Genomic DNA, 24,553 nt, shown 5'->3' with positions numbered 1-24,553 from the left:
AAGGAAAGTGGGGGAGGGGATATGGTGATTTTTTGAAGACGGAGGGCGAAAAGGGGACTTTTATGCAAAAAACTACCGATTGAATTCACTCTTTTTGACCAAATACCTTGCCAAGGCAAAAAAGAGCCCAAATACACCCCAAAGGATCGTATTGGTCCACATTTTAATCGACTTCAGCAAAACCCGATCCTGCCAATACCACAAGGGCACTTGCTCACCCACCTTGTAGAGTGTGGGAGCCGAATAAATATGGGATTCGTAAGTTTTGGTGGAACCACTGGCATCTTTGTATTCTACCACCAATGCGTAGGATCTGGTACTTTTGAACCCGGCGGGCGCAACTTTTAGGTCGGTGACCAGGCCAGAGGTGGAAGTGCCTGCGAGCATGATCCATGCTTTTTGTGCAGCTCCCCAGGTGAATAGTAATAGGAATACGATGCTTAAGGAAGTCAGGACGAGTAAGATGGTGGGTTTGAGGTCCTGTTTTGCTGGCTTGTGTTTGGTGTGTTTGTGCATAAAGTTGTGTCTTTACCTTGCCGCCACTACGTGGCTCGAATTAAAGGGGGTTCAAGTGCTATAAACCGGTCCACCTCTGACGCGGTTAGATTCTACGTATTGTGCCAGACTTTGATAAAAGGCCCATGTTTTGACCCCAGGCACCCACAACCGATATCTACTCGATCAACTCTTTTATTTCCTTCACTACCTCCGTCCACAACTCGTCATTTTGGGGATTGGAGCCGATGATTTTGTCTTTTCGCGGCAGCCCTTGTAGTTTGGCGAAGGGTGTCCCGACCCAATCACATGGCCTGATTTTTATGGGAATGACTCTTGCCTTCCCCGCTTTGTGGCGGAGCATGGCTTCAGTAATTTCGGTTTTCCAGATGTAGTCAGTGGCTAAAAAATCCACACTAACGAGGAGGAAAACGATGTCGGAATGGCTCAAAGCCTTTTTGATTTCATCATCCCATTCTTCCCCCGGGCGGATTTTTCGGTCATCCCAAAACCGAATCAGCCCCTGACGTTCAAGCGTTTTTAAGTGTTTTTGAAATTCTTGCAGATACGCAACATCCTCTTTGGAATAGGAGAAAAAAGCGAGCGGAACATTGGATTGGGTTTCGGTGGCCGGTTTCTGCTGATCCATATCTTTCAACACCACGGCCTCCCCAACTCCCAAACGTTCAAAAAGCAACAAATCCCCCAAAATTTTCAACAAATCCACCTCCTCCAAAGACTGATCGCACTCCACTACCCGCCGACCTTTTTCCAAGCGGTTGCTCAGGTTTTTAAAATCAAAATAGTGCTGCGGGTTTTTCTCCGTGCGGCATCCTTCGCAGGGGCAGGGCACAATTTCGTGCGCCCGGATGCCCCGGTATTCCTCGTGCAGGTCGCGCAGGGTTTTTAGAATGGCCGTCAACAATCCGCGCCGCTCGCTGCCCAGGGCCTGGATTTGCAGGGCATCACGTCCGCGCGATTTGATTTTGGAGACTTGTGCCAGGGTATCTGCCGACCAGCGCAGCACCACACCTTCTCGCCAAACCAACGTGCGCCCCCGGTCAATATCGGTATGGCGGCTGACGATGAACTGGGTCATCAAGGCCTTTGGCAAAAACTCGTACTCCACCCGTACCTCGATGGCCTCACCCACCGGAAAATCCCAGTCATGTGGAGAAGTGCTCGGCAGTAGTGGCGGCGTAACAAACTCCTTGCCATTGGGCAGCGGGTAGGCCATTTTGAACTCACACATCAGTTCGAGCAGTTGCGGTTGCATATCCTGGTAGCTGTCGTCCGACCAAATACGACGCAGGTCGGACCAATCGAAAAAGCCTTTTTTGACTTCTGCAACAGTTTGGTCCTCCAGGATTTTATACACTGCTGCAGTGGCCCACTCGTTTTTCAGGATAACATGCAGGCGCAGCAACTCACTTTTTTGGTAGTGCAGACACACACCGATGCGGTGCAAAATGCCGCTCAAGATTAAGGCGCCTTCTCGTTCGGGTAAGTCAAATTGCTTACAGATATCGAGGTATTCTTTCAGCGAGATGTAGTTTTCATCACGGCGGCGTTCGAGTTCGGAGCGGATGTTCGCCCAGTTGGCGGGGTACTCCGTGCGGGTATGGGGCAGTTGGTTGGCCAGGTGGCGGATGTCTTTTTCGAGCGCAGGGAAGCCATTTTGGCTTAGAAGATTGACCAAGCGTACTTCCTTGATGAGTTTGGGGAACTGTTTGCGCCATTTTTCTTCGTCAAAGGCGCCGATACCCATACCTTCCCGGAACTCGTTGAGTGCAACCAGGAGTGGGCTGCCCTCGCCACCGAACATCTCGGTAGTTTCGAACCAATCAGCAAAATCCGTTTGTGCATTGCCACTATCGGCTACCATGACGTAGACTGCACCTTCGGTGTAAAAAAACTGGTGTAGCGGCTTGTATTTGTCCTGCCCAGCGAAATCCCAAATGTGCAGCACAAACTCACCCTCCTCCACTGGAAAACGGTACTCCCCGATGACGATGTCTACCCCCTGGGTACGGTCTTCTTGTTTGGGTAGCTCCTTGCCGAGCATGCGGCAGGCGAGGGAGGTTTTGCCGGCTCTGCCCTCGCCGAGTAGTACCATTTTGGCTTCGAGCAGGGGTTTGATGCCCGCTTTTTCTTTTTGGCGGAAGTATTCGAGGATGGCGGGGTTGCCCTGTTCGACGATTGTGATGGGCGGGTTGATGAGTGGATTTTCATGAAGGTTTATTCCATCCCCATATTTCTCCAAGGTCACAGGAACCCCTTTTTTTATCAGCGTCAATAAAGGTTCAAGATCAGAGATTTGATTGTAACTGAGGTCGAGGGTAGTGAGTCCGGTCAATTTTTCCAAAAAGCTAGCGTCGGAGATTTGATTGTTACTGAGGTCGAGGGTAGTGAGTCCGGTCAATTTTTCCAAAAAGCTAGCGTCGGAGATTTGATTGGAACTGAGGTCGAGGGTAGTGAGTCCGGTCAATTTTTCCAAAAATCGCCAGTCGGAGATTTGATTGGAACTGAGGTAGAGGGTAGTGAGTCCGGTCAATTTTTCCAAAAAGCTAGCGTCGGAGATTTGATTGGAACTGAGGTAGAGGGTAGTGAGTCCGGTCAATTTTTCCAAAAAGCTAGCGTCGGAGATTTGATTGGAACTGAGGTAGAGGGTAGTGAGTCCGGTCAATTTTTCCAAAAAGCTAGCGTCGGAGATTTGATTGTAACTGAGGTAGAGGGTAGTGAGTCCGGTCAATTTTTCCAAAAAGCTAGCGTCGGAGATTTGATTGTAACTGAGGTAGAGGGTAGTGAGTCCGGTCAATTTTTCCAAAAAGCTAGCGTCGGAGATTTGATTGTAACTGAGGTAGAGGGTAGTGAGTCCGGTCAATTTTTCCAAAAAGCTAGCGTCGGAGATTTTATTGGAACTGATGTCAAGGGAGTTTAGGTTGGTCAATTTTTCCAAAAATCGCGCGTCGGAGATTTGATTACCACATAGTCTAAGCCAATTAATATTGGGTGCTTTTTCAAGAAAGGAGTAGGTACTAATGGGGTTATAAGAAAGGTTTACTGACTCTAAATTGGGTGCGTCATTTAGCAGTTCAATTTTAGTGATATTGCATTCATATGCCACTAGTTTTTTAAGACTAATTGGCAGTACTAAGTAGAAAGTACCTGAGAAGCTATTTTTAGTACCAGTATTTTTGCTATAGTATATATAATTCCCATCCATTTCATACCATGAATCGCTGAGAACAAGTATCTCCACCCAATCCATTCCAGAAAGATCAGGCATTTCAGTCAGGCCACAATTGCCAAGATCAAGATAAGAGGCATCCTCTCCACGAGCATGCTTAGCTTTGTTTTCTGAGATAAGGTCCAGGGCGAGTTGGGTCATGTTGTATGGCTTGGGATTTTGAATGACAGGCCCAAATTAAAAAATATTTTTGGGGACTACTATACCCCACTCGGAATGAGCAGTTGATTTTTGTGGCTGGGCAAAGCCTGAAGTGTTTTATAAAAAAGCCCCAACTCGTGCCGCAGGCGCGAGCAAAATCCGCGTAGATCTGTTTCATCCGCGTCCGCGCTGCTATTGTGTCGCTTTAGCCCAATGTCATTGACTAGGAGTTTTGCGTTGAATTTGGTTGTGTGCTTTTGCCTCAGAACCCCCGACCCCTGAAAGGGGAGTACAGCCTACGTAAGCTTGAAAATTTACCCCTTTTTAACTGAAAGACAAAATTTTAAACATACGTAAAATGTACTCCCCTTTCAGGGGTCGGGGGTTGGCAGACATCAGCACAATTTTGCACTGAATGCACCTTTTTTCTAAAGTCAATGACATTGGTCTAAAGCGACACACCAAAGCGATACAATGGCAGCACGGAGGACGCGGATTAAACGGATCCACGCGGATTTTGCTCGCGCCTGCGGCACGAGTGATGCATTTTTTCTTGTTCGGATAGAAGGGATTTTATGCCCTGATTTTCACCTACTCTACTAAAGTTACAACCCATAAAAAAATCAACACTTCCACTTATATTGGTATTTTTAACAAAGCAAAAACAACAACAACTTAAACCACAAACTCTCCAACAAATGAAAGAACAAATTCAACGTCACGCTGCTAGCAACTCGGTTTATGGAATGGGCTTCATCGGAGCTCTCGTCTATTACATTTCCCACGCCACCAGTTTCTGGATGGGCCTGGTAGGGATTTTTAAGGCTGTTTTTTGGCCAGCCTTTTTGGTATACGAAGCTTTGAAAAACCTGGGGATGTAGATGGCGATGGCCAAAGGAGCATCTAAGAATAATGGGCAATGGCTTACATTTAATTATCGCTTTAACTTTTAAGTATGTTGTCTAAAAACCGCATTGAAGCATTCAGCGACGGGGTGATTGCCATCATCATCACGATTATGGCCTTTGATTTAAAAATACCCGAGCTGGCCAAAGATTTTTCAGATCAGGATGTATGGAAGGCATTGGAGGCAGTGGTGCCAAAAATCTTGTCCTACATGTTGAGTTTTGTGGTGGTTGCCATCATGTGGCTCAACCACCATGCCATGTTCGACCGGATTGCTCATTCCACGTCCAAGCTGGTTTGGTACAACATGTTTTTGCTCTTTGCCATGTCGCTGATTCCCATGCCAACCAACTTTTTGGCATTGCATCCCTTTTTACCCCAGGCGGTGATGTTTTATGGGTTTATCCTCTTTCTCAATGCCTTTGGGTTCTTTTTATTGCGCCGATACGAGGAAGTGGATGCTCAATTATTGCCCTACAACGCAGTGGTTCAACGGAGTAATTTGGTGTCGACATTATTATACCTGGCCTCCATTCCACTGGCTTTTGTTTCGGTGTATTTGTCTTTTTTGATTTTTGTGGGCATCCCCTTGTGGTACTTTTTGCCGGATCGCTTTCGCAAATAGGGCTTAGTGGCGTTTTACTTTGTAGCAGCTCTATCAAAAATAAGGCTGATGCTTAAGGCCATTTGGTGCTGGCTGGAACTGGAGGGATCAATTTGTGCATACCTGTCTTAAAAACAAGCCACCGAAGTTGATCCACCAAACATTTACTAATTTTTGTAATTTTGCGCCTCATCTGAATTATTAGCAGTAAGAAACGAGGCGCACCCAATGAGCAGAAAGATCGAAATCCTGGCTCCGGCCAAAAATCTATATCAGGGCATGGCCGCCGTCAATGCGGGCGCAGATGCCGTGTACATTGGTGCACCCCTGTTTGGTGCCCGTACCAATGCCACCAACTCCCTGGAGGACATCGCCGAAATGGTCAAGTACGCACATTTGTTCAAAGCAAAGGTGCTGGTGACCCTCAATACCATTTTGTACGAAAACGAGCTGGAGCCTTGCCGCCAACTCATCTGGGAATTGTACCACATCGGCGTGGATGCCATCATCGTACAGGACATGGGCATCCTCGAAATGGAACTGCCACCCATCGCCATTCACGCCAGCACCCAGGCCAACAACCGGGACGCCGGCCACGTGAAATTCCTGGCTGATGCGGGCATCAAAAGGGTAGTGCTGGCCCGGGAGTTGAACCTGGACCAAATCCGCGAAATCCACGCAGCCTCGGATGTAGAACTGGAGTTTTTTGTGACTGGTGCACTTTGCGTATCCTTTAGCGGCAACTGCTACATGAGCATTGCCAACGGCGAACGTTCGGCCAACCGGGGCTCCTGCGCCCAAAACTGCCGCCTGCCTTACCAGCTGATCGACGGCAATGGCAATACCCTCATCGAAAGCAGCCACCTCTTGTCCATCAAGGATTTGGACTTGAGTGATGAACTGCCCAATCTGATTCAGGCGGGCATTTCTTCTTTCAAAATTGAAGGCCGTTTGAAAGACATCGTTTACGTCAAAAACAACACCTCCTACCTGCGCCAAAGACTGGATGCCTTTCTGGAAGCGCATCCCGATCAATACCAAAAAGCCTCTTCGGGCCGCACTTTTTACAATTTTGAACCCGGCCTGGACCGCAGTTTCAACCGGGGTTACACCGATTATTTTGTCAACCAGCGCCACAGTAAAATCGGCTCCTGGGAAAGCCCCAAATCCAAAGGGCAGTACATCGGTAAGCTGTTGGAACAAAAAGCAAATGGCTACCTGATCGAAAACTACGAGTTGCTCAACAACGGGGACGGCCTCTACTTCCTCAACGAGCAGGGTGTGGCCGATGGCGTACAGGTCAACATCATCGTGAACGACATTGTGGTGCCCAATACCTTGAAGCCGCTGCCTGTAGGCACGGAAATCTACCGCAACCACGACGCCGAATTCAACCGCATGCTGGAGAATGAAAACAGCGCCGTGCGGAAAATTGGGGTAAAAATGTTGTTCAGCGAAACGGAAACGGGTTTCGCGCTGCGGGTGGTAGACGAGGACGGCCACGAAAACATCACCAGTTTTGAGCTCCCCAAAGACCTCGCCAAAAACGCCGATGGCCTGATCGACAACATCAAAAAGAACCTCGCCAAAACGGGGAATACACCCTTCATGGCCGATGAAATAGAAGTGGATTTTTCGCAAAACTGGTTTTTGCCCAACTCAAAGGTGAACGAAATTCGCCGCGCAGCTCTGGAGGAATTGGCGGAAATCCGCATCCGGGATTACCAGCGGGAAGAACATCAGATCGTCAAAACGGATCACCCTTATCCGGTGCAACAACTGGATTTTACCTACAACGTGTCCAATAAACTAGCCCGGGCATTTTACCACCGCCACGGCGTTACCGAGATAGAAAAGGCTTTTGAATTGCAGTGGGACCCCGGCAAATCGCGGGTGATGGTGACCAAATACTGCGTGAAGTACGAATTGGGCAAATGTCCCCGCTACCAACGCGCAACCATGGGTGCCAAAGTGGCCGAACCACTCACTCTCAAACATGGGGAAGTAGAGTACAAGCTGAAGTTCAATTGTAAGCCTTGTGAAATGGAGATTTGGGAAAAGGATGCGGAATTGGTGCTGGAGGAGGATGGGATGGAGTGATTTTGAGCCAGTATGAGCCAGTGATTTCTATTTTTGAGCCAGTATGAGCCAATTTCGAGCGAATTTTTACATTCCTGTACCTTTTGCTCGGAGGACATGAATTGCCACGTGCTTTAGCGCGTGGCAATTCATGTCCGTTGCTTCTGGGAATACAAAGATGGCTGGGGTATGGCCAAATATCGATATGTATTGAGTAACCCAGCCTCACTCTCCCCCCTGCAAAAACGCCAACAAATCCCCCATCTCTTGCGCAGTTATCGCATTCTCCAACCCCTCCATCATCAACGAAGTCCCCATCGACCGAAACGACTTCAGCTCCTTCTTAGCCAAAGTCACCTTCTCGCCCCCCATTTTTAACAAGGTCACGTTCTGATCCGTTTCGGCGGCCACAATGCCCAGGTGGCTGAGCCCATCCTTGCTTTCGAGGCGGTGGCTGATGTATTTGGGGTCGGCTGCAGCATTGGGGTCGAGGATGTCGTGCAGGAGGGTGGCTTTACTTTTGCGGGATATTTCGGTCAGCACCGGGCCAACTTCCACGCCCGTATTGCCGTAGCGGTGGCAAGTGGCGCAATGGGTTTCAAATACCGTTTTCCCCTTTGCCGCAGTGCCTTTGAGTGTGAGAGCAGGTTTCATTTTATCGATGGCCGCTTGCCGGGTTACCACGGCGGCGTCGCTGAAGAGTTTTTCAGCGCGGCGTTTGGTATTTTCGTTATCGGTCCACCAGAGCAAGGTGCGGCGGCGTTCGAGGTCGAAGTTCATCTCGCCAATGTTGATCTGGCCTTTTTCCAGACCAGTGAGTAGGGCATCGTGGTGGATTTCGCGATCCAGCAGCAGGTCACCTGCGTACTTGCGGATGTGTGGGCCCAGTTCTGCCCAGAGTTGGACCAGGCGTCGGCCGATTTCGGGCTCGGCGTAGTTGGCCAATTGGCGCAGGGCTTCTTCCTGGAGCTGGATGGGCTGGCTGTTGGGTAGGCAGGCAAACAGCACTTTGGATTTTTGGGCATAGGGCAGCAAGGTCAGCAGGGCAAGTTGCTGCACCCGGGTGGAATCGGGAAGGCTGACGTCGTTTACCTTTTGCAAAGCGCTGCGGCTGAGGCTCAAAAACTCGGCGGAGGGCGGCAAGTTTAAGCGTTGCCGCAGGGCCGCTGAAGCGGAAATCAAGCCGAGGTCTCGGGATTGTTCCAGCGCTTTGAGGGCGGGTTCCAGGGTGGCTGTTCCGCTGAGTTTTGGAACTTCCTGACTGAGTTGTTGCACGATGCTTTGTCGAGTTGCATTGCTTGTTTTTGGCGCAGCCAGTTGTTGCAAAACACTTTGCAAACCCTGGGTGGATTGCCCAGCGCTTTGTGCCAACACTGCCAATAATTCGCTGTTTGCAGGCTGATTGGATTGTAGCAGACTCGCAAACAAATCCCCCGCCGATCCTTGCGCAGCCAGGGCAATGGCACAAGTGTTCCAGGTATCCACACTTTTTTGGGCAGCGGCGTTCAGCCCTTTGAGAATGGCTGTGCGCTGCTTTTGGTAGGCTGCACTGGTATCATCCAGAGTACTCAGGCTCAGCGCAGCTTGCATGCGCACTCGTTGATCCGGGTCATTCAAGAGTTGGATGCAGGTTTGGAGCAGGTTTGGATCATTTTCCAGTTCGCTTTCTGCTAATTGTAGTGCAGTTTCGCGGATGGCCGCCTCCTGATCCGCCAATGCCGCGGCCAGTTCTTTGCCTGTTAATTCACCCTGAGCGGCCAGGATGTTCAACGCGTGTACTTTAGCCAAAGGGTTTTTGTCTTTGAGCAATCCTTTTAAACCATGTAAACTGGTTTGCCCCAATTTTTGCTCCATCAACAAACGATGGGCTGTTTTGCGCACCCATTGATTGGGGTGTGCTAGCGCCTGAACCAGGCCAATTTCCGTTTTAAATTGGGCTACATCATAGGCTCTTTCATTGCCTTTGCTGATCCGATAAATCCGGCCCTGATCTTTGCCTGCCTCCAGGTCGAGGGTTTTTTCGATGTCATCGGGAATCCATTCGGGGTGCTCGATCACTTTGCGGTACATGTCGACCAGGTACATGGAGCCATCGGGGCCAACGTTCATGTTGACGGGGCGAAAGGCGCGGTCACTGCTGGCCAATAAGTCCCGCTTGTCGAGTTGGCGCTGGGCGCTGAAGGAGGCACCATTGGCTTTGATTTTGTCTACATGAACCAGGTTGAGCACCACATCAGCAACCCAAACTGTGTGGTCGTATTCCTCGCCAAAAGCGCCGCCGCCGTAGTAGGTGATGCCGCAAGAGCCCGAAAAATACCCCGATTGCTCCGGGTGGTTTACTCGTGATTCCTGCTCGCCGATAGGGTAGATGCGGGCCAGACCACTTTCCTCGTGATTGGAGGCATTTTCAAGGGTACTTTTTTCCAAATGATCTTTGCCCTTGAAGTAGCGAGCCGGGAAAACCAGGGTGGAAATATGCGTCAGGTTGTAGGTTTCGTACATACGCCCGTATTCGTCCATGGCCAGGCCAAATCCACCGGAGGACTCGCCGAGGCGTTCCATGGTACGGGTCTCCAGATTGAAACGGAAATCCTGACCACGCAAATCCATGACACTGCTGGAATCACCCCACCAGTAGGGTTTGCCATCGTTGCCACCGTTGGCTGCATAAATCCAGTTGTCCAGGCCGTAAGTGAGGCCATTGTAGTTGTGCTGTAAGTTGCCCGTGGAAAAGCCGCCCATAAGGGTATCGACCTTATCGGCTACATTATTTTTGTCCTCGTCGTGCAAGAAGAGGAGATAGGGTGGGGCGGCCACCAGCACACCTTTTTTGTAGGGCAAAAAGGAGTTGGCGAGTTGTAGGCCTTCGGCGAAAACGCTGGAGTCATCGTAAGTGCCGTCTTTGTTTTTATCCTGAAGCACGAGCAAGCGACTTTGGCGGTCTTCGAAAGGGTAGCCGGGCATTTCGAGCACCATGGCTTCGCCGCGTTCATTGAATTCCAGGTCGACGGGGTCTTTGATCAAGGGTTCGGCGGCTACTCGTTCGAGTTTGAAGCCGGGTTCGATTTGGAAACCTTCGGGGGTGCTGGTTTTTTGGCAGGCAAATCCGCTCAGGGCCAGGAATAAAAAGGCTGTGTAAGCGTAAGAAAAAAATGGACTTGCAATGTAGGTGTGGTGTTGCATGGCGTGGGCTTGATTGAAACTTCAAAGCTATATTTCGTTGCAATGAAGATATAAAAAAGGTCAAACAAAGCCAAGTCCGTTTATTTAGCGTGTTGGAAACTGAATGGACTCGATAGTATTTGCTCACATTACGCAGTTTTTAACCGCAGAGTTTCGCAGAGTACCCGCAGAGTTTCACGGAGTTTCTTTTAGTTATAAGGAGTTTGCCACCTGCGGTGGCGAGTGTTCGGCACTATTGAAATTTAATTTTTTCGTACCAGTTGCTGCTCAATGCGGCATCTGAGCACTCTTTGCCATCGCAGATGGCCTAACTTAAAAACTCCGAGAAACTCTGCGGGTACTCTACGAAACTCTGCGGTTAAAAAATATTTGGCGCAGCCAAATCAGAAAAATAGTTGGCTTTCCAAAATCGAGGTATTTGATACATAGGCTGTGTAATGTGAGTTATCAACTCCCCCCAGCCCTAAGCGCCAAAGCCGACAACAAATTCACCTCCGGCAACGTAGGGTTCAATACCACCAAATCTCCTACATCCCCCAAAATTTCATCCACGATGCCAAAGTCCTTAGCCTCCTGGGCATTCAGGTATTTGTCGCGGAGGAAAAACTCCTCTACTTCTTGGCCACTGCGCCCGCAATGTTTGCCCAGGAGGTGAAAAATCTGCGCCTGGATGCGATCCTGTTCACGGGTAGCAATACGCACATCCTCGGTATAGCCGCGTGAGCCGCCACTGGTAGGGTGGTTGTGGATGGTAGCATGTGCTAGCGCATACCGTTTGCCCGGGGTGCCTGCACTGAGCAAAAAGGTGGCCATACTGCCCGTAAATCCCACTGCAACCGTAGACACTGGTGTGCCAATCATGCGGATGGTATCGTAAATGGCCATCCCCGAATACACAATCCCGCCTGGACTTTGAATGTACAGGTTGATCTGCTGTTTGGGGTCGCGGCTGCTGAGGTAGAGCAGTTGCGCAACTACGATATTGGCCATCGTGTCGTTGATTTCGCCCGCTAAAAAGACAATACGTTCCTTGAGCAGCAGACTGTAAATGTCATACGCTCGCTCTCCGCCACCGTCATTGTCAATGACCATGGGGACAAGACTTGCTTGAACCATAGGTTTGGAGTTGAGAAGTTGAGGAGTTGATGAGTTGAGGCTACCGCAGCGACTTAGACAAGGTCTTCGTCAAAAGCGCTGCGGTAGCCTCAACTTCTCAACTCCTCAACCCTTATCAAAAATGTGGTGAATATCTTCCCGAAACTGGCTTTTCTCCGGGTTATTGAACAATTCCTCGTACAGCAGTTCCAGTTCTGCCTTCAGTTTTTTGCGGTGGTACAGTTTGACCAAAAGGTGTGCTTTTTTTTGAAAATATACCCTGAGCCGTAGGCGGGGGCTTTGCAACAAACGCGCTTTGAAGGTTTGTTTTTCCAGCGGCAAAAGCTCTCCCCAGAGGTAGCGTTCGATCAGGATGGTTTCACTCATGGAAGTCTTCATAACGCAGGGATTTTTGCTGAATGCTGAGGCGAACCTTTTCGAGGCATTTGTACTTCTGGACGCTTACGGAATGTTCGGTGGCGTAGCCGAGGGTTTGGGCCAGTTGTTTGACTGGTGTTTTTTGGTAATAAAAAGCGCGGAGCAGGGCGAGGCATTTTTGGCCAGCGTTTTCCAAAAACTGGAGTAGGTGCTGGGTATGCAGGTTGGGGAAAAAATCCTCGGGTAGACTGATTTCTTTTTCAGCCTCAGTTAGTGGCACTAGCTTGCGTTGACGGTGGTGTTTGCGCAACCACAAGTGTTTGGCCACACCCAGCAAATACGCAGTGGGGCTTTGTTGGATGTGGAAACCAGGCTGATTTTGGCGCTCCTGGAAGATGATCAGGGCATCGTGAAAGATGTCTTTGGCGTCCTCCAAGTCACCACCCATTTTTTGTACAAAACGGGCTACTCCAGGGAAGGCCGTTTCGTACAGGGTTTCGATGGTGGAATCGCTCTTTATTTTTGCTGGTGCTGCTACCATGATTATTGCGTGTTTATAAGTAAGTGCAAGTTAGGGGGGAAATATCACCGGGTGCAAGTAATTTTTTTTGAAAAAAATTACTTCACTTATGCAATTATACTGTTGATAGCATCGTGAGTAAAAACTCAGGATCATGAAAAAAATGTACTTTTTAGGGCTTATTTCCCTGTGGGGAATTACTCTTGCTGGACAAGTTACTTTGAACTGGCAGATTACGGATGAGCAGAATCGGCCTTTGACGGGGGTGAGCGTTTGGCGACAACAAACAGTAGAAGGCACCATTACAGATGAAAACGGCAGATTTTCACTTAGTGTGGTTCCAGGTATGGACGTGCTGGAAATGTCGTATTTGGGTTTTGAACGAAGACAGATTAAAATTCAACCAGATGTAAAGGAGAATAGTACTGAGCTGCTATTTCCGGTAGAGTATGATTTACCTGAAGTTTCGATCGTCGCTTACAGTTACGTAAATCGTCGTTGTTGCTTGTGTTATTGCACTAGACAGGTCGTAAAACTAGATAGCATACTAGTTGAATCGTTCGTTAAGCCTAATGTGCGTGTCTATCCGATTCCTACCCAACATCAAATCTTTCTTCAACAAGAAACTCCTCTTGGCCAAATAGACCTATACAACCTCAACGGTCAAAAACTCCAAAGTTTCAACTTTAGCGATCAACTCAATGCTTCAATCGACTTGAGTGCCTGGCCAGCAGGGACTTATTTTTTGCGCAGCAGCAAGGGCTGGGTAGAGAAGGTGATTTTGCAGAAGCAATAGTCTATCGGCATACCTAAACATTTTTGTATTTCAGAAGCGGAGGACCTGACTTGCCACGTGCTTTAGTGCGTGGAAGGAGATTGTCTTTTTGATGCACTTTAATCCTAACCTAAATTTTTAAGTGAGGGCTAAAGCCCATTTTCAAAAAATCCTGCTACCCACGCGCTAAAGCACGTGGCAATTTATGTCCTCCGATCCATACCCTACTTTCTAATCCAGAACTGATCGGCCCTTTGTCTAAGCCGGGCTTTTCCAAATAATCGTCCAGGCAACCAAAACCAGCGCGATCAACTCCGCTATGGTTTTGATGGTATGGAAGGAATGACCACCGAAGAGACTAGCATTGACAACTCACATCATTGTTTTGTTTTTAATCCGAAAACCTTTTGGCGCTTGCAAAGTCCCGTAATCGTACATATTGATGAAGATGGACAAAGTATCTTTTGACCCTTCCCAGGTAACCCGATAACGATCTAACAAGCCAGAGCCCATTAATCCATTTGGGGTTTTGAAATGACAACAACTCCCTGCGCGGCGATATGAAATTTGTTCTCCATTTGGACCGGCCAATGCATTTAAAAATCTTCTTTCATTTACGGGGCCTTGTTTCGCTTCTACCCCTCCAACTTTAATCGGATTTTTCTCAGTAAAGCCATAACTAGGGTCGGTCGAGATTTCGGTAATTACAAATGTGTTTTCGTCCAATAATTTCGGTTTGTTGACTACAACTCCTTTTTGAGTTGAGCAAGCTGTTACAAATAACAATAGTACAAATGGAAGGAAGCTTCTTTTCATTGTCGTTATTTTTTATTGTTATTGATGTTTTTATTATCAACGCTTAATTTGCAAGGGAATTGTTTAAAAAGAAAAGCCCTGACTATGCTAAAATGTGCATAGTCAGGGCTTTGGGCCTTATCGAGAAGCTTGTAAAATGCTAATTCCCCACCCGCTCCATCTCATCACTCGCTGCACCACCGTTCCGTCGTGCCGACTTTAGGGGCTTTCCAAAACGATAGGAAAAAGCGAGGTTCACGACCCGCGTATCCCAGTGGATGATAAAATACTCCTCCGCATCCGGGAAATCGGTCAAACCTTCCATGATCCGGGTATGCAAAAGATCCCTGACGCTGAGTTTAAGTGTGCCCTGTTTTTTCAGCACTGGTCGGGATACCCCAAAAGACAATTGCCCGGAATCGTAAACGAGTTCCTGGATGTCGTTGCGCGAACGGGTGGTGTAGGCTCCCGAAATTTCGCCACTGTACACCTTGCCCAATTGAAACTGGTTGTTGATGCTGAAATTGAGTTGGGCGACGGAAGAACGATAGTCGTTGCCCTGAAAACCGTTGAACGTTTTTTGGTTAAAAATCACCTGGCCATTGAAAGACCACCATTTGGCGGGTGAAAAATTGGCGGCGACGGACAGGCCCAGGTTGTACATTTTACCCACATTGCCCCGCGTATAAATCAGGATGTCTTCCCCTTCGGACAAGAAGAGTTGGGAAAAATAATTGCGGATGATGCCATACGATACCGCCGTGGTGAGGAAGTCTTTGTATTGGTGGCTCAACTCCAGATTCCAGGTGTATTGGGGCTGGAAAAAAGGATTGCCCCGTTCATAGGTGTATTTGTTGAGGATGTTGACAAAGGGGTTGAGGTGTTGGAAGGCGGGCCGATCCAGGCGGCGCCCTGCGGTGAGGGTCAATACATTGGAGGAATCCAGTTGGTAAGACAGGTAGCCGGATGGAAAAAATCCAGCGTATTTGCGCGAAAAGGCCGAATCCGGGCGCTCCACATTGCCCAACTGGTGCGCGTCGTAATTGGTGCGTTCGTAACGCAATCCAACTTGAAAGGACAAACGATCCAGTTTTTGCTCGTAGCTGCTGTACAGGGCGTGGATGTTTTCTTTGTACAGGAAGCGGTTGGTTTTGCCGTAATCCTGGTACCAGTTCGCACCATTTCCAATCTCATAATCGGCGGTATTGTCGGTGTCGATATTGGAGTTTTTATACCCCGCTTCCCATTTGCCATTGTCGTTGATTTGCCAACTGTAATCCACTTTTATAGAGGCAATTTCCAAGAGGGATGGCAAGTAGCCACGTGCACCTTCGTTGTAGCCACCGGCGGCCAGGAAGGAATTGAGGAACAACTGGCTGTTGTCGATGTCGTACTTGAGCCAGTCAAAATCAATGGATAACTGTTGGGTTTTGCTGAAATTGTGTTTGCCGTATACATTGAACCCACCCGATTTGAACCAACCTGAACTGCTGCTTTGGGTGGCAATGCTCGAATCGATTTGTCCAAGCGGGGTTTCCCAGGCCACCCGGGCGTTGCCACTGCCTTTGCGGCGGTTGGTGATGCCAGTCAGGCCAAGGCCAAGGGTCGTTTTGTCTGAAAGATAATAGTCAAAACCGGTTTTCAGGGTGTTGTTGAAACTTTGGTTGACCAGGAGAGTCGGTTGATCCAGACGGGATTCCAATTGGTCATTTTGGTTGAAGTATTCCCGCAGGGCGTAGAGGCGGGTGTAGTTCCGGTTGAAGTTGCTACTGTAAGTCAGGTAGCTGTTGAAGCGCCTGTTGCGGTAGTTGAAGGCCAGGCTGTTGTTGCTTTTGGGGTAATAGCCTTGGCCGTAGGAAGTGGTCAGGGTGCCATTGAAACCCTTTTGTTTGTTCTTTTTGGTCTTGATGTTGATGATGCCAGCATTGCCACTGGCGTCGTATTTGGCGGAGGGGTTGGTGATTAGCTCGATTTGGTCGACCTGGGTGGAACTCATGCCGCTCAAAAGATTGGTCAATTCCGCCCCACCCAGGTACGTGGGTTTATCATCGATCATCACCAAAACTCCTGTTTTACCCATCAAGCTAAGGCCTCCGTTGCGATCGACCATCACGCCGGGCGATTTTTCCAATACTTCGAGTACGGTGGTTCCAGCATTGGTTACTGAGGCGTCTACATTGACGATGGTTTTGCCCTGTAGTCGTTGTATGAGCGCTTTGCGGCCCGATACGGTGACGCCCTCCAGGGTTTTGCTATCGGGTTGCAGGTTGAGGCTCAGTTTTTGGGTCGACACAGTTTCGGGCTTGAGCTCGGTAATGAGTTCGGTGTACCCGACGTAGCGGATTTTGAGGCTATAGGTCGTGTTGGCTTTTAGGGTAAAATTGATGAGGCCGCGCTCGTCACTCACCGCCATTTGCAGAGGGGTAGGGGAGTTGCCGCTGAGCAATTCCACAGTAGCGCCGATCAAGGGAGCTTGTTTTTCATCCAAAACCTTCAGCTCAAAAGGCAGATCTGTTGCTATTTGTGCCCAAGCAGTGGCTACTAAAAGACTCAGCAAAATGGCAATTCCGTACCCGCGCATGTGTTTAGATTTTCGTGAGTGTAAAAGATTAAGTGCATTCGCAGCTTAGGTGATTCCTTTGGTGCCTTAGGTTTTTTAGGTGGTGAAAAAACAGCGAGCGGCACATTTTTTCACCACCTAAAAAACCTAAGGCACTAAAGAAACACTAAAGGCTTGAAGTGCCCAGCCCAGGGTTTAATTACTGATCAATTTACCAATTCGGCCACCACCACCAGCGAAATAAACCGCGCTTCCATTTTTGGCCTTGCGACAAACGTGAAAACTTTCCTTGCTGATCCAGGACCAGTTTTTGCCCTCATCGCTCGTAATATCCACCCCATTCAGGCCGCAGGCGATCCAGCTTTTTTGCCCCAAATACTCCACACAACTGCGATAGCCATGCGGGCCGTTTTTCGGGGCGGTAAATGTTTTGCCCCCGTTGGTGGAAATGAAGCAATTGAGCGTCGTAGAATCCTTGGTCATAAAATCCCCGCCGACTACCATGAGCGTCTTTTTGCCTTTGAGCGCGATGGAATTGGAACCAGTAGTTTCTTTTCCCTGGATCAAAGGGAGGTTCGTTTTTTTGCCTGACAAAAACAAGTTGGCTTGTTTCCCCCCGCTGGCCAAGGCGTATTCATTAGGGCTGTATAGGCGAATATTGGTGCCACTGCTGGCAAAAAAGGCTTCTCCTGTGGCTACTGCTGGTCGTTCATTCAGGGGTACTTCTTGCCAACTATTGCCGCCATCGGCTGTTTTGGCCATAAACACCCGACCTTGGAGTGGGTCGCCAATAACAATGCCGTGCTGAGGGTCTACAAAATCCATGGCGTCGAGGAACATAGAAGTATCGCGATTTTCGTAAACCTTGGTCCAATTTAGTCCCGCGTCAGTGGTTTTGAGGATGTAGGCGGGCGAAGCAATGCCCATGATGATGGCAGTTTGTGCATCAAAAGCTTCAATGTCGCGGAAGTCGGTTTTTTCGTAACCTTTGACACTCAGCCATTGCCAACTTTTGCCCCCATCAATGGAACGGCCTACCGTACCCGCGCTACCACTTACCCAGAGCGTTTGGTCGTCGACTACACTTAAGCCTCGGAAAGAACTTTTGGTGCCGGCACTGAGTACTTGCACACTTTGCGCAGCGCTGAAAATGGACAGGATACAGCCGAGCAGCAACAGATAATGTTTGGTTTTGACATACATGGTTAAAGCAATTGAATGCTGCTCGAATCGGTGGTGATCGGCAGCAATATTAGGACAATAATATAGGATAAAATTCACCCTTTTAGGGGTAAAAAGGAAATATGCAGAGAGAAGAGTTTTTTACCACCTAAGAAACCTAAGACACTAAAGAACCAACTTAGAGTGAATTTACTTGTTTGTTTTCCTCCAGGACATTACCCCCAGGTTGTTCCTGGCAATCAAAACGGTTCCATCTTTGAGCGTAGTCAGTTTTCGCCCCTGGCCATTTACCCAGAAACCACTTTGGGCCGGGCTCATGGCCGTCCAGGATTTCCCCTTGCGGATGAGCACGCAGCCATAATCCGCATCATATCGCCCCAGGCCGGGCCGAATGCCGTACCAGTTGCCTACACTCAAGATTTCATTTTGACCATCGCCATTGAGGTCCGTTTGGGTAAAGTTAAAAATCGGCGCCAACTGGGTTTCGATCGGCAGGGCGGCTAGGCTGTATTGCCCCTTGCCCTGGTATTTGCCCCAAGAGGAAGCAAAATTGACCGCCCGATGATGGGTCGCTCCCTTCAACATTTCAGCGGTAAACACCTGTTCAAAGCCACATTCCGCAAAAGGACGGTATTCCAAAAACTGTTTTTTCAGGATGTTCAATTGGCTGGTCAGTTCATCCTTGCTGACGTAGGTGTACCTGCGCCCTTGTTTGTAATAAGTGAGGATGGGGTCAGTTTGGTAGTTTTGATCAAAATCTTTGACGTATAACTCCACGGGAAGCTCGGGCGAGGCTTTTAATTCGGCATTTAAGCCCAGGTTGCCCAGCAGCAGGTCTTTTTTCCCATCCTGATCATAATCCACTGTCGTTACTGTATTCCACCAACCTTCGGAATTGGGGATTTGATTCAGTTTGAATTGCCCTTTTTGAATGGAAAAAATACAAACGGGCATCCATTCTCCAACAACTACCAATTGTAGTCCATCGTTTTGTTCGACAATACAAGCATCGCTCACCATGCCAATTTTTTGCAGTTCCGGAGCTACCTGAGCCGTCACGTCCTTGAAGTGGCCTTTGCCGTCGTTTTGGTACAAATGGCTATCTGGTACCAAACCGTAGGAAGGAAAAATAGAGCGGCTGCCCACGAATAAATCCAGGGCACCATCGCCATTAAAATCAAAGGGCACCACACAAGAACCATCGGCATAATCCAGTGGCAAGGCAAAAACGTCCTGTGAAAATTTACCTTTGCCATCATTGAATAGCAGAACGTCCAGGAGAGCCGCATTTTTGCCCGAATATTGATGCCCACCAGTGACTAGGTATACATCTAAATCTCCATCCTGATCGGCGTCAAAAAACGCTGCATCCACCATTTCCTGGGTGGAATCAATGGCCAAATTTTGCCCTGTAAATTTTCCGGCACTGATCTGTTTGTACAAAAACACCCCACGCCCAGCCATCAATACATCTTCCAATCCATTGCCATCTACGTCCCCTACGGCCATCGCAGGGCCTTGGGCCGACAGCATGTGGGGCATGAGTTGCTCGTGGTCGAAGTCGATGTGCTCATTTTCAACGTGGTGATAGTTCAGGCCCAGTTGGGTGGCAATTTCCTTTAAAAAATTAACTCGAACAGAAGGAATCGTGGCGTCTTTTACCTGCTGATAGGCGATTTTTAATTGCTGATCGGCTTTGACATTGCGCAGCTCTTGCACCTTACCATTTGGCCAGTGCAGTTCCAGGATTTCCACCTTGCTGGCTTTGCCCAGTCCAAAATGCAGGATTGGCTCCACCGCAGATTGAAATCCCCGGGTACTGTACAGTTCCTGGATTTGTTCTTTGCCATCCGCGACAATGCGGACGCGAGTACCAAAGCCAAAGGGATTTTTCCCTGGCATTTGTAAACGGATGCTTAACCAATGCTGATCCGCTTGGCTTTGCGCTGTATTTTCGTAGAGGCTGGCAGTTTCATTCAGGTTGTTCAGCACCAGGTCCAGGTCGCCGTCCTGATCGAGGTCGGCATAGGCGGCCCCATTGGAACAACCTGTAAAATTGAGCCCCCAGGCTGCGGAAACATCGTCAAATTGTAAATCGCCCAGGTTGCGGTAGGCGAAGTTGGCAACTTTGCCAAAAGGCATTTTTTCTACCAGGGCCAGGTCAGGTGCTGATTGTTGAACGCTGCTGTTGGAGCTGAACTTGAGGTAATCCAGGTCGTTGGGCCGCCGCCAGATGCCGTTGCCAATGAAGAGGTCTTTCCAACCATCGTTGTCAAAATCAGCGAGTAAGGGTGCCCAACTCCAATCACTGGCATTGATACCCGCCAGTTGGCCAATTTCTGAAAACCCCGGATGTTGCTGACCCGGAACCACGCCACGATTGAGCTGCAACATGTTGCGGGGGTATTGGAAATGATAGCCGTAGTTGAGTTTGGCCTGAAAGATGTTGTAAGGGTCGGCGCCTACGGAGCTTTTGTTGATGCGCTCGTCGTTGGCTTTCATGTCCATCGTGACCAGGTCCATCCAGCCATCGTTGTTGATATCAGCCAGGTCATTGCCCATCGAAAAGGTACTGGTATGGCCCATGGATTGTGCCACCGCTTCCTGAAAAGTGCCATCGCCCTGATTGAAATACAGGTAGTCGTTTTCATGAAAATCGTTGGACACGTAGATGTCGGGCCAAGTGTCGTTGTTGAGGTCACCTATGGCGATACCGAGTCCAAAGCCAATTTTACTGCCGTAAATGCCTGCACTGGCGCTGACGTCTTCAAAACGATCGCCATTGTTGCGGTACAAACGATCGCCGGATCGTTCGTCGCGCTTGCTGCGGATGGTGGCACGGTTGTAGTTTTCGGCGTCGTGGATGGAATGGTTGAGCAGATAGCAGTCAAGATCACCATCGCGGTCGTAGTCAAAAAAAGCAGCTTGAGTGGAAAAACCGACAAAGTCGAGGCCATATTGGGCGGCTTGCTCGCTGAATTTCCCTTTGCCGTCGTTGATGTACAATTGGTTGCGTCCACGGAGGGTTTTGTATTCTCCCACCTGGCATACGTAAATGTCCAGAGCTCCGTCGCCATTGACGTCGGCCATGGTGACACCGGTTGACCAGCCTCCATTTTGCTGAATTCCAGCCTCCTTGGAAACGTCTTTGAATTTTAGCCCGCCACGGTTGAAGTACAATTTATTTTCGCCCTGATTGGCGGTAAAAAACAAGTCGGGCAGTTGATCGCCATTGAGGTCACCCGTGGCTACTCCGCCACCGTTGTAGTAGTAGAGGTATTCGATGATGTTGAAATCTTCTGTTTCATGCAGGGTATTGGCAAAGTCAATGCTGGACTGAGCGGCGGGAACAGTTTTAAAAAGTGTATGATTAGTCGATTTTTGACACGAAAAAACTACACAGCAGAGGCACAGATACAGCAATAGATGGCCTTTTGGTTGCACAAACAGCATAATGGTCAATCCTTTTGAACTACAAAGATATAAGGTTTAGTCGCTGGTTATAATTTTAGGACAGCACCAAATAATAAAGTTTGGGTAATTGGGTAACGACCGCGGTCTAACTCATTCAAATCGCGAGACACCCCCCAATAGTTTGGATTAACAATTCCGGGGATTAAGGATTCTTGAATATTGCTCAGGCGCAGTTCCGGGTCATTGCCGGTAAATGAGCTGATGGTCAACAAATTTTGCGCACTCAGGTATAGCTTAAGGTTGAATTTTTTTTGCGGTTTTTGTGGGAAACCGTAGGCAATGCTCAGATTGTCCAGGCGCATAAACGATACATTTTCAACAAAATAATCAGAAATAGGGGTTGTGTTGCTTCTCAATTGGGCAAACTTGGAACTTAATGCGACTTGGGGAATGCTATAGCCCCGGTTGTTTTTTAAATGTGATGGATTGCCGTAAAATAGGTTAAAGGCATTGAGCAGGTCATGCCCAAGAGCACCTCGCCAAAATACATTGAGGGTAAATTGTTTCCACTTTAGGGTGTTGTCCCAGCCCAAAGTCAGATCGGGTTGAGCATTGCCCGTGATTTGGCGATCGGTCGATTCATTGATTTGACCATCGCCATTGACGTCAACAGTTTTCCATTGTCCTTGGGCATCAATACCTTCACTGCGGTAGGTATAGAACTGCCCGATTGGTTTCCCGGTTTCGAGCAATTGCAGGTAGCCGCAACAAAAACCCGGAGACCCTGGATTGCCCACCAATAGCCGATTGGGATTACCTTGAACACTAGCACTGGGGAAAGGAGAGTCCAGCGTAGTTCGATTATGCGCCAGATTCAGGTTGCTTTCCCAGCTCAGGTTGTTGGTTTGGATTGCGGAAAAATTCAGCTGTACCTCTACGCCTTGATTCTTTAAGGCCATGGTATTTTCGAAATACACATTGGAGAATCCGTTGGTTTCAGAAGTTCGATATAGCCAGAGCAACTCAGAAGAACGGCTTTGGTATACCTGGACTTGGCCTTGCAGGCGATTGTTGAGTAAAGCAAAGTCCAACCCTACATTGAGTTCTTTGCGCAGTTCAGCGCGCAGATCAGGATTGGGGACATAAGGATAACGAATGCCGGGTTTAAATACACCATTGCTGTAAATGGGGTCTCCGGGCACAATTATCATTTCAGTGGCATAGGTCTTGGGCGGAATATTCCCGGTAAGGCCATAGCCAAATTGCAATTTCAGGTAGTGTTGTTTTTCATTGGGAGAAAAGAGGTAGCCACCTAATTTGAACGCAGGGTAAATCATCCATTTTTCTTCTCCCAAACGAGTAAACCCTTCCCTTCGCACGCTGGCACTGGCGTACCAGCGCTCATTCAAACTGTATAGCCCTTGCCAATAAACCGCAGGCAATTCGTCACTTTCCCGGTAAGGGTCTTCAATGATTTCATCCTGATTTCCTGCAAAATCAATGAGGTAGCGATAAGTAGGCAGATTTTGTCCCACTATTGAATCTTGTCGCAGGGTTCCTCTACCCTCCCAACGTTGATAGGTATATCCCAATTGGGTCTGGACGCGGTGTTTGCCCCAGGTCCAATCGCCCTGTAATTGAGCATCCGTGAACCAATGGCTCAATTTACGTTCTTCCCAACTTACGGCGGCTTGAGTTCCGAGAATTCCCTGATTGGCGATTACGGCGCCATAGCCATCTTCATTGTGTTGAAAAGCACCCTGCACTTTGGCCTTGATGCCTTTCAACAGGGCCAGTTCCAGATTTAACCCGGAGGTAATGGTTTGATGGGTGTCTTCAAAATTTTGCAAATTCAAGATGCCCAAAGGGTTGGACAGTGCAAATGCCTGAGGTTGGTAGTATATGCCAGGGGCGCTAGTACTGTAAAAAATTGGGGCAGTGGGGTTCATCACTGCAGCAGTGCGGAAAATATCCGGGTTGACCTGATTGTTGTTGCGGTTATTGATGGAAAATATACCTTCCAGTTTTCCCTTGCCTTGTTGGAGTGGCCGTTGGAAATTAAAGGAAGTATTGATTTGGTCCAGGCTGGATTTTTGAGCGATGCCATTTATCTCACGGAAATTCGCAGCGAAGCGATAATCGGCACCCAGGGCAGTCCCATTATAGGCCAAATTGTGGGATTGGCTAAAACCAGTACGAGTGATCAGCTCATACCAGTTGTTGTTGGCCCCCAAATCCTGATTGACACCTTGGAAATTACCATTGTTACCGATCAAGCTGCGATAGGTAGCCGCGTCGATGCCAAGATCAGGTCTGCTGGCACGGTCCATAGCCAGATAGGTATGGTATTGGAGGCCTTTATTCCTTGCCCCTTTTTTACTGCTGATCAGGATTACCCCGTTGGCGCCACGCATGCCATAGGCAGCCAGGGAAGCAGCATCTTTGACCACCGTGATGTTGTCAATTTCCTGGGGGTCGATTGTATTGAGCGCTACCCCCGGAAAGCCATCCACCACAATCAGTGGATCACTGTTGTTGAATTGCTGATTGTAACCAGTGGCAGTTGGGAAAGCCGAAATCCTACCATAAATGGCAGAATGAAGGCCCCGAATCTGGACTTTAAAATCCGCATTGGGGTCGCCTCCAGGGCGGGTAACCACTACCCCCGGGATTTTGCCCTGAATAAGTTGGAAGGGGTTGTAAATATTTCCCGGGCTGAATTGCTTGAATCCGATTCGGCTCAGGGAAGTTGGAATGTTTATTGCTTCACCTCGGAATATTAGGCTATCAGTACTGTTTTTAGTGGTATCGTTTTGTATGGTGTTTTTGGAAAACCCGGTTGACCCAATGCAATAAGCCAACAAAAAGCACAGGATGATTTTTAGTTTTTGCATGAGTGTAAGTGTTCTGATGAATAATTAGGCGACTGATTACCAAACTACTTTAAAGCTAAATTAGGTATTTTAAATGTTTTAGTAAGAATTTTGTTTAATGATATGTCAGATTCTTGGAGCTGACTTGATTAGCTTAAGCCCAAAAAGGCAGTTCCAACGATCTTTTGCTTCAGCCCATCGTTTTTCCGTGTATTCTCAACGACAATCTTTGCTTTCCCTTCCGAATTTCGATTATATTTGTTGACATCAAGGGGAGCTGCAACAAAACTAAATGGAACAAAA

The 24,553-nt window shown here is 48.5% G+C and carries 15 protein-coding genes; 4 read left to right on the top strand and 11 right to left on the bottom strand.

Annotated features, from left to right (window positions below; translation table 11 throughout):
• Positions 1-72: 72 nt before the first annotated feature.
• Both ACO08K_RS00305 and ACO08K_RS00300 read right to left on the bottom strand, forming a co-directional pair.
• Complete coding sequence (locus ACO08K_RS00305) at positions 73-516, bottom strand: DUF3592 domain-containing protein (protein ID WP_421794382.1); 444 nt, start codon at positions 514-516, stop codon at positions 73-75.
• A gap of 157 nt (positions 517-673) precedes the next feature.
• Complete coding sequence (locus ACO08K_RS00300; protein ID WP_421794931.1) at positions 674-3,721, bottom strand: leucine-rich repeat domain-containing protein; 3,048 nt, start codon at positions 3,719-3,721, stop codon at positions 674-676.
• 863 nt (positions 3,722-4,584) lie between these two features.
• Here ACO08K_RS00300 and ACO08K_RS00295 point away from each other — a divergent pair.
• From ACO08K_RS00295 to ACO08K_RS00285, 3 genes are all read left to right on the top strand, one after another.
• A complete protein-coding gene (locus tag ACO08K_RS00295; protein WP_421794381.1) occupies positions 4,585-4,767 on the top strand; it encodes a hypothetical protein in 183 nt (60 codons plus the stop codon).
• Positions 4,768-4,841: 74 nt separating this feature from the next.
• Positions 4,842-5,417: a TMEM175 family protein gene (locus ACO08K_RS00290; protein WP_421794380.1), complete on the top strand. Its 576-nt coding sequence runs from the start codon at positions 4,842-4,844 to the stop codon at positions 5,415-5,417.
• Positions 5,418-5,624: 207 nt separating this feature from the next.
• Positions 5,625-7,496 carry a peptidase U32 family protein gene (locus tag ACO08K_RS00285; protein ID WP_421794379.1) on the top strand — a complete coding sequence of 624 codons (1,872 nt, stop codon included), beginning with the start codon at positions 5,625-5,627 and terminating at the stop codon, positions 7,494-7,496.
• A gap of 204 nt (positions 7,497-7,700) precedes the next feature.
• Here ACO08K_RS00285 and ACO08K_RS00280 read toward each other — a convergent pair whose 3' ends face one another.
• From ACO08K_RS00280 to ACO08K_RS00265, 4 genes are all read right to left on the bottom strand, one after another.
• The gene (locus ACO08K_RS00280; protein ID WP_421794378.1) at positions 7,701-10,658 is read right to left on the bottom strand and encodes a PVC-type heme-binding CxxCH protein; all 2,958 of its coding nucleotides are present in this window, start codon (positions 10,656-10,658) and stop codon (positions 7,701-7,703) included.
• 447 nt (positions 10,659-11,105) lie between these two features.
• Positions 11,106-11,774: a ClpP family protease gene (locus tag ACO08K_RS00275; RefSeq protein WP_421794377.1), complete on the bottom strand. Its 669-nt coding sequence runs from the start codon at positions 11,772-11,774 to the stop codon at positions 11,106-11,108.
• Positions 11,775-11,879: 105 nt separating this feature from the next.
• Positions 11,880-12,152: a hypothetical protein gene (locus ACO08K_RS00270; RefSeq protein WP_421794376.1), complete on the bottom strand. Its 273-nt coding sequence runs from the start codon at positions 12,150-12,152 to the stop codon at positions 11,880-11,882.
• Positions 12,133-12,672: an RNA polymerase sigma factor gene (locus ACO08K_RS00265; RefSeq protein ID WP_421794375.1), complete on the bottom strand. Its 540-nt coding sequence runs from the start codon at positions 12,670-12,672 to the stop codon at positions 12,133-12,135. Before ACO08K_RS00265 ends, ACO08K_RS00270 begins: the two co-directional genes overlap by 20 nt.
• A 133-nt stretch (positions 12,673-12,805) precedes the next feature.
• On the opposite strand from ACO08K_RS00265, the gene ACO08K_RS00260 reads away from it, so the two are divergent.
• Positions 12,806-13,447: a carboxypeptidase-like regulatory domain-containing protein gene (locus ACO08K_RS00260; protein WP_421794374.1), complete on the top strand. Its 642-nt coding sequence runs from the start codon at positions 12,806-12,808 to the stop codon at positions 13,445-13,447.
• A gap of 351 nt (positions 13,448-13,798) precedes the next feature.
• Here the strand turns inward: ACO08K_RS00260 and ACO08K_RS00255 are convergent, their stop codons facing one another.
• The 5 genes from ACO08K_RS00255 to ACO08K_RS00235 form a co-directional block, all read right to left on the bottom strand.
• Complete coding sequence (locus tag ACO08K_RS00255; RefSeq protein WP_421794373.1) at positions 13,799-14,242, bottom strand: 2-dehydro-3-deoxyphosphooctonate aldolase; 444 nt, start codon at positions 14,240-14,242, stop codon at positions 13,799-13,801.
• A 139-nt stretch (positions 14,243-14,381) separates the two neighbouring features.
• Entirely contained in the window at positions 14,382-16,802 is a 2,421-nt protein-coding gene (locus tag ACO08K_RS00250; protein ID WP_421794372.1) for a TonB-dependent receptor domain-containing protein, read from the bottom strand.
• Positions 16,803-16,976: 174 nt separating this feature from the next.
• Positions 16,977-17,984, bottom strand: a complete 1,008-nt coding sequence (locus ACO08K_RS00245; protein ID WP_421794371.1) for a WD40/YVTN/BNR-like repeat-containing protein — start codon at positions 17,982-17,984, stop codon at positions 16,977-16,979.
• A gap of 168 nt (positions 17,985-18,152) precedes the next feature.
• Positions 18,153-21,416, bottom strand: coding sequence for a VCBS repeat-containing protein (locus tag ACO08K_RS00240; RefSeq protein ID WP_421794370.1), 3,264 nt, complete (start codon positions 21,414-21,416; stop codon positions 18,153-18,155).
• A gap of 47 nt (positions 21,417-21,463) precedes the next feature.
• Positions 21,464-24,271, bottom strand: a complete 2,808-nt coding sequence (locus ACO08K_RS00235; protein ID WP_421794369.1) for a SusC/RagA family TonB-linked outer membrane protein — start codon at positions 24,269-24,271, stop codon at positions 21,464-21,466.
• Positions 24,272-24,553: the final 282 nt, after the last annotated feature.

Origin of the sequence: Haliscomenobacter sp. (assembly GCF_965225875.1) — a bacterium.
GTDB lineage: Bacteria > Bacteroidota > Bacteroidia > Chitinophagales > Saprospiraceae > Haliscomenobacter.
The sequence above is the reverse complement of the archived record's forward strand: the minus strand, read 5'-3'. Positions and strand labels throughout refer to the sequence as shown.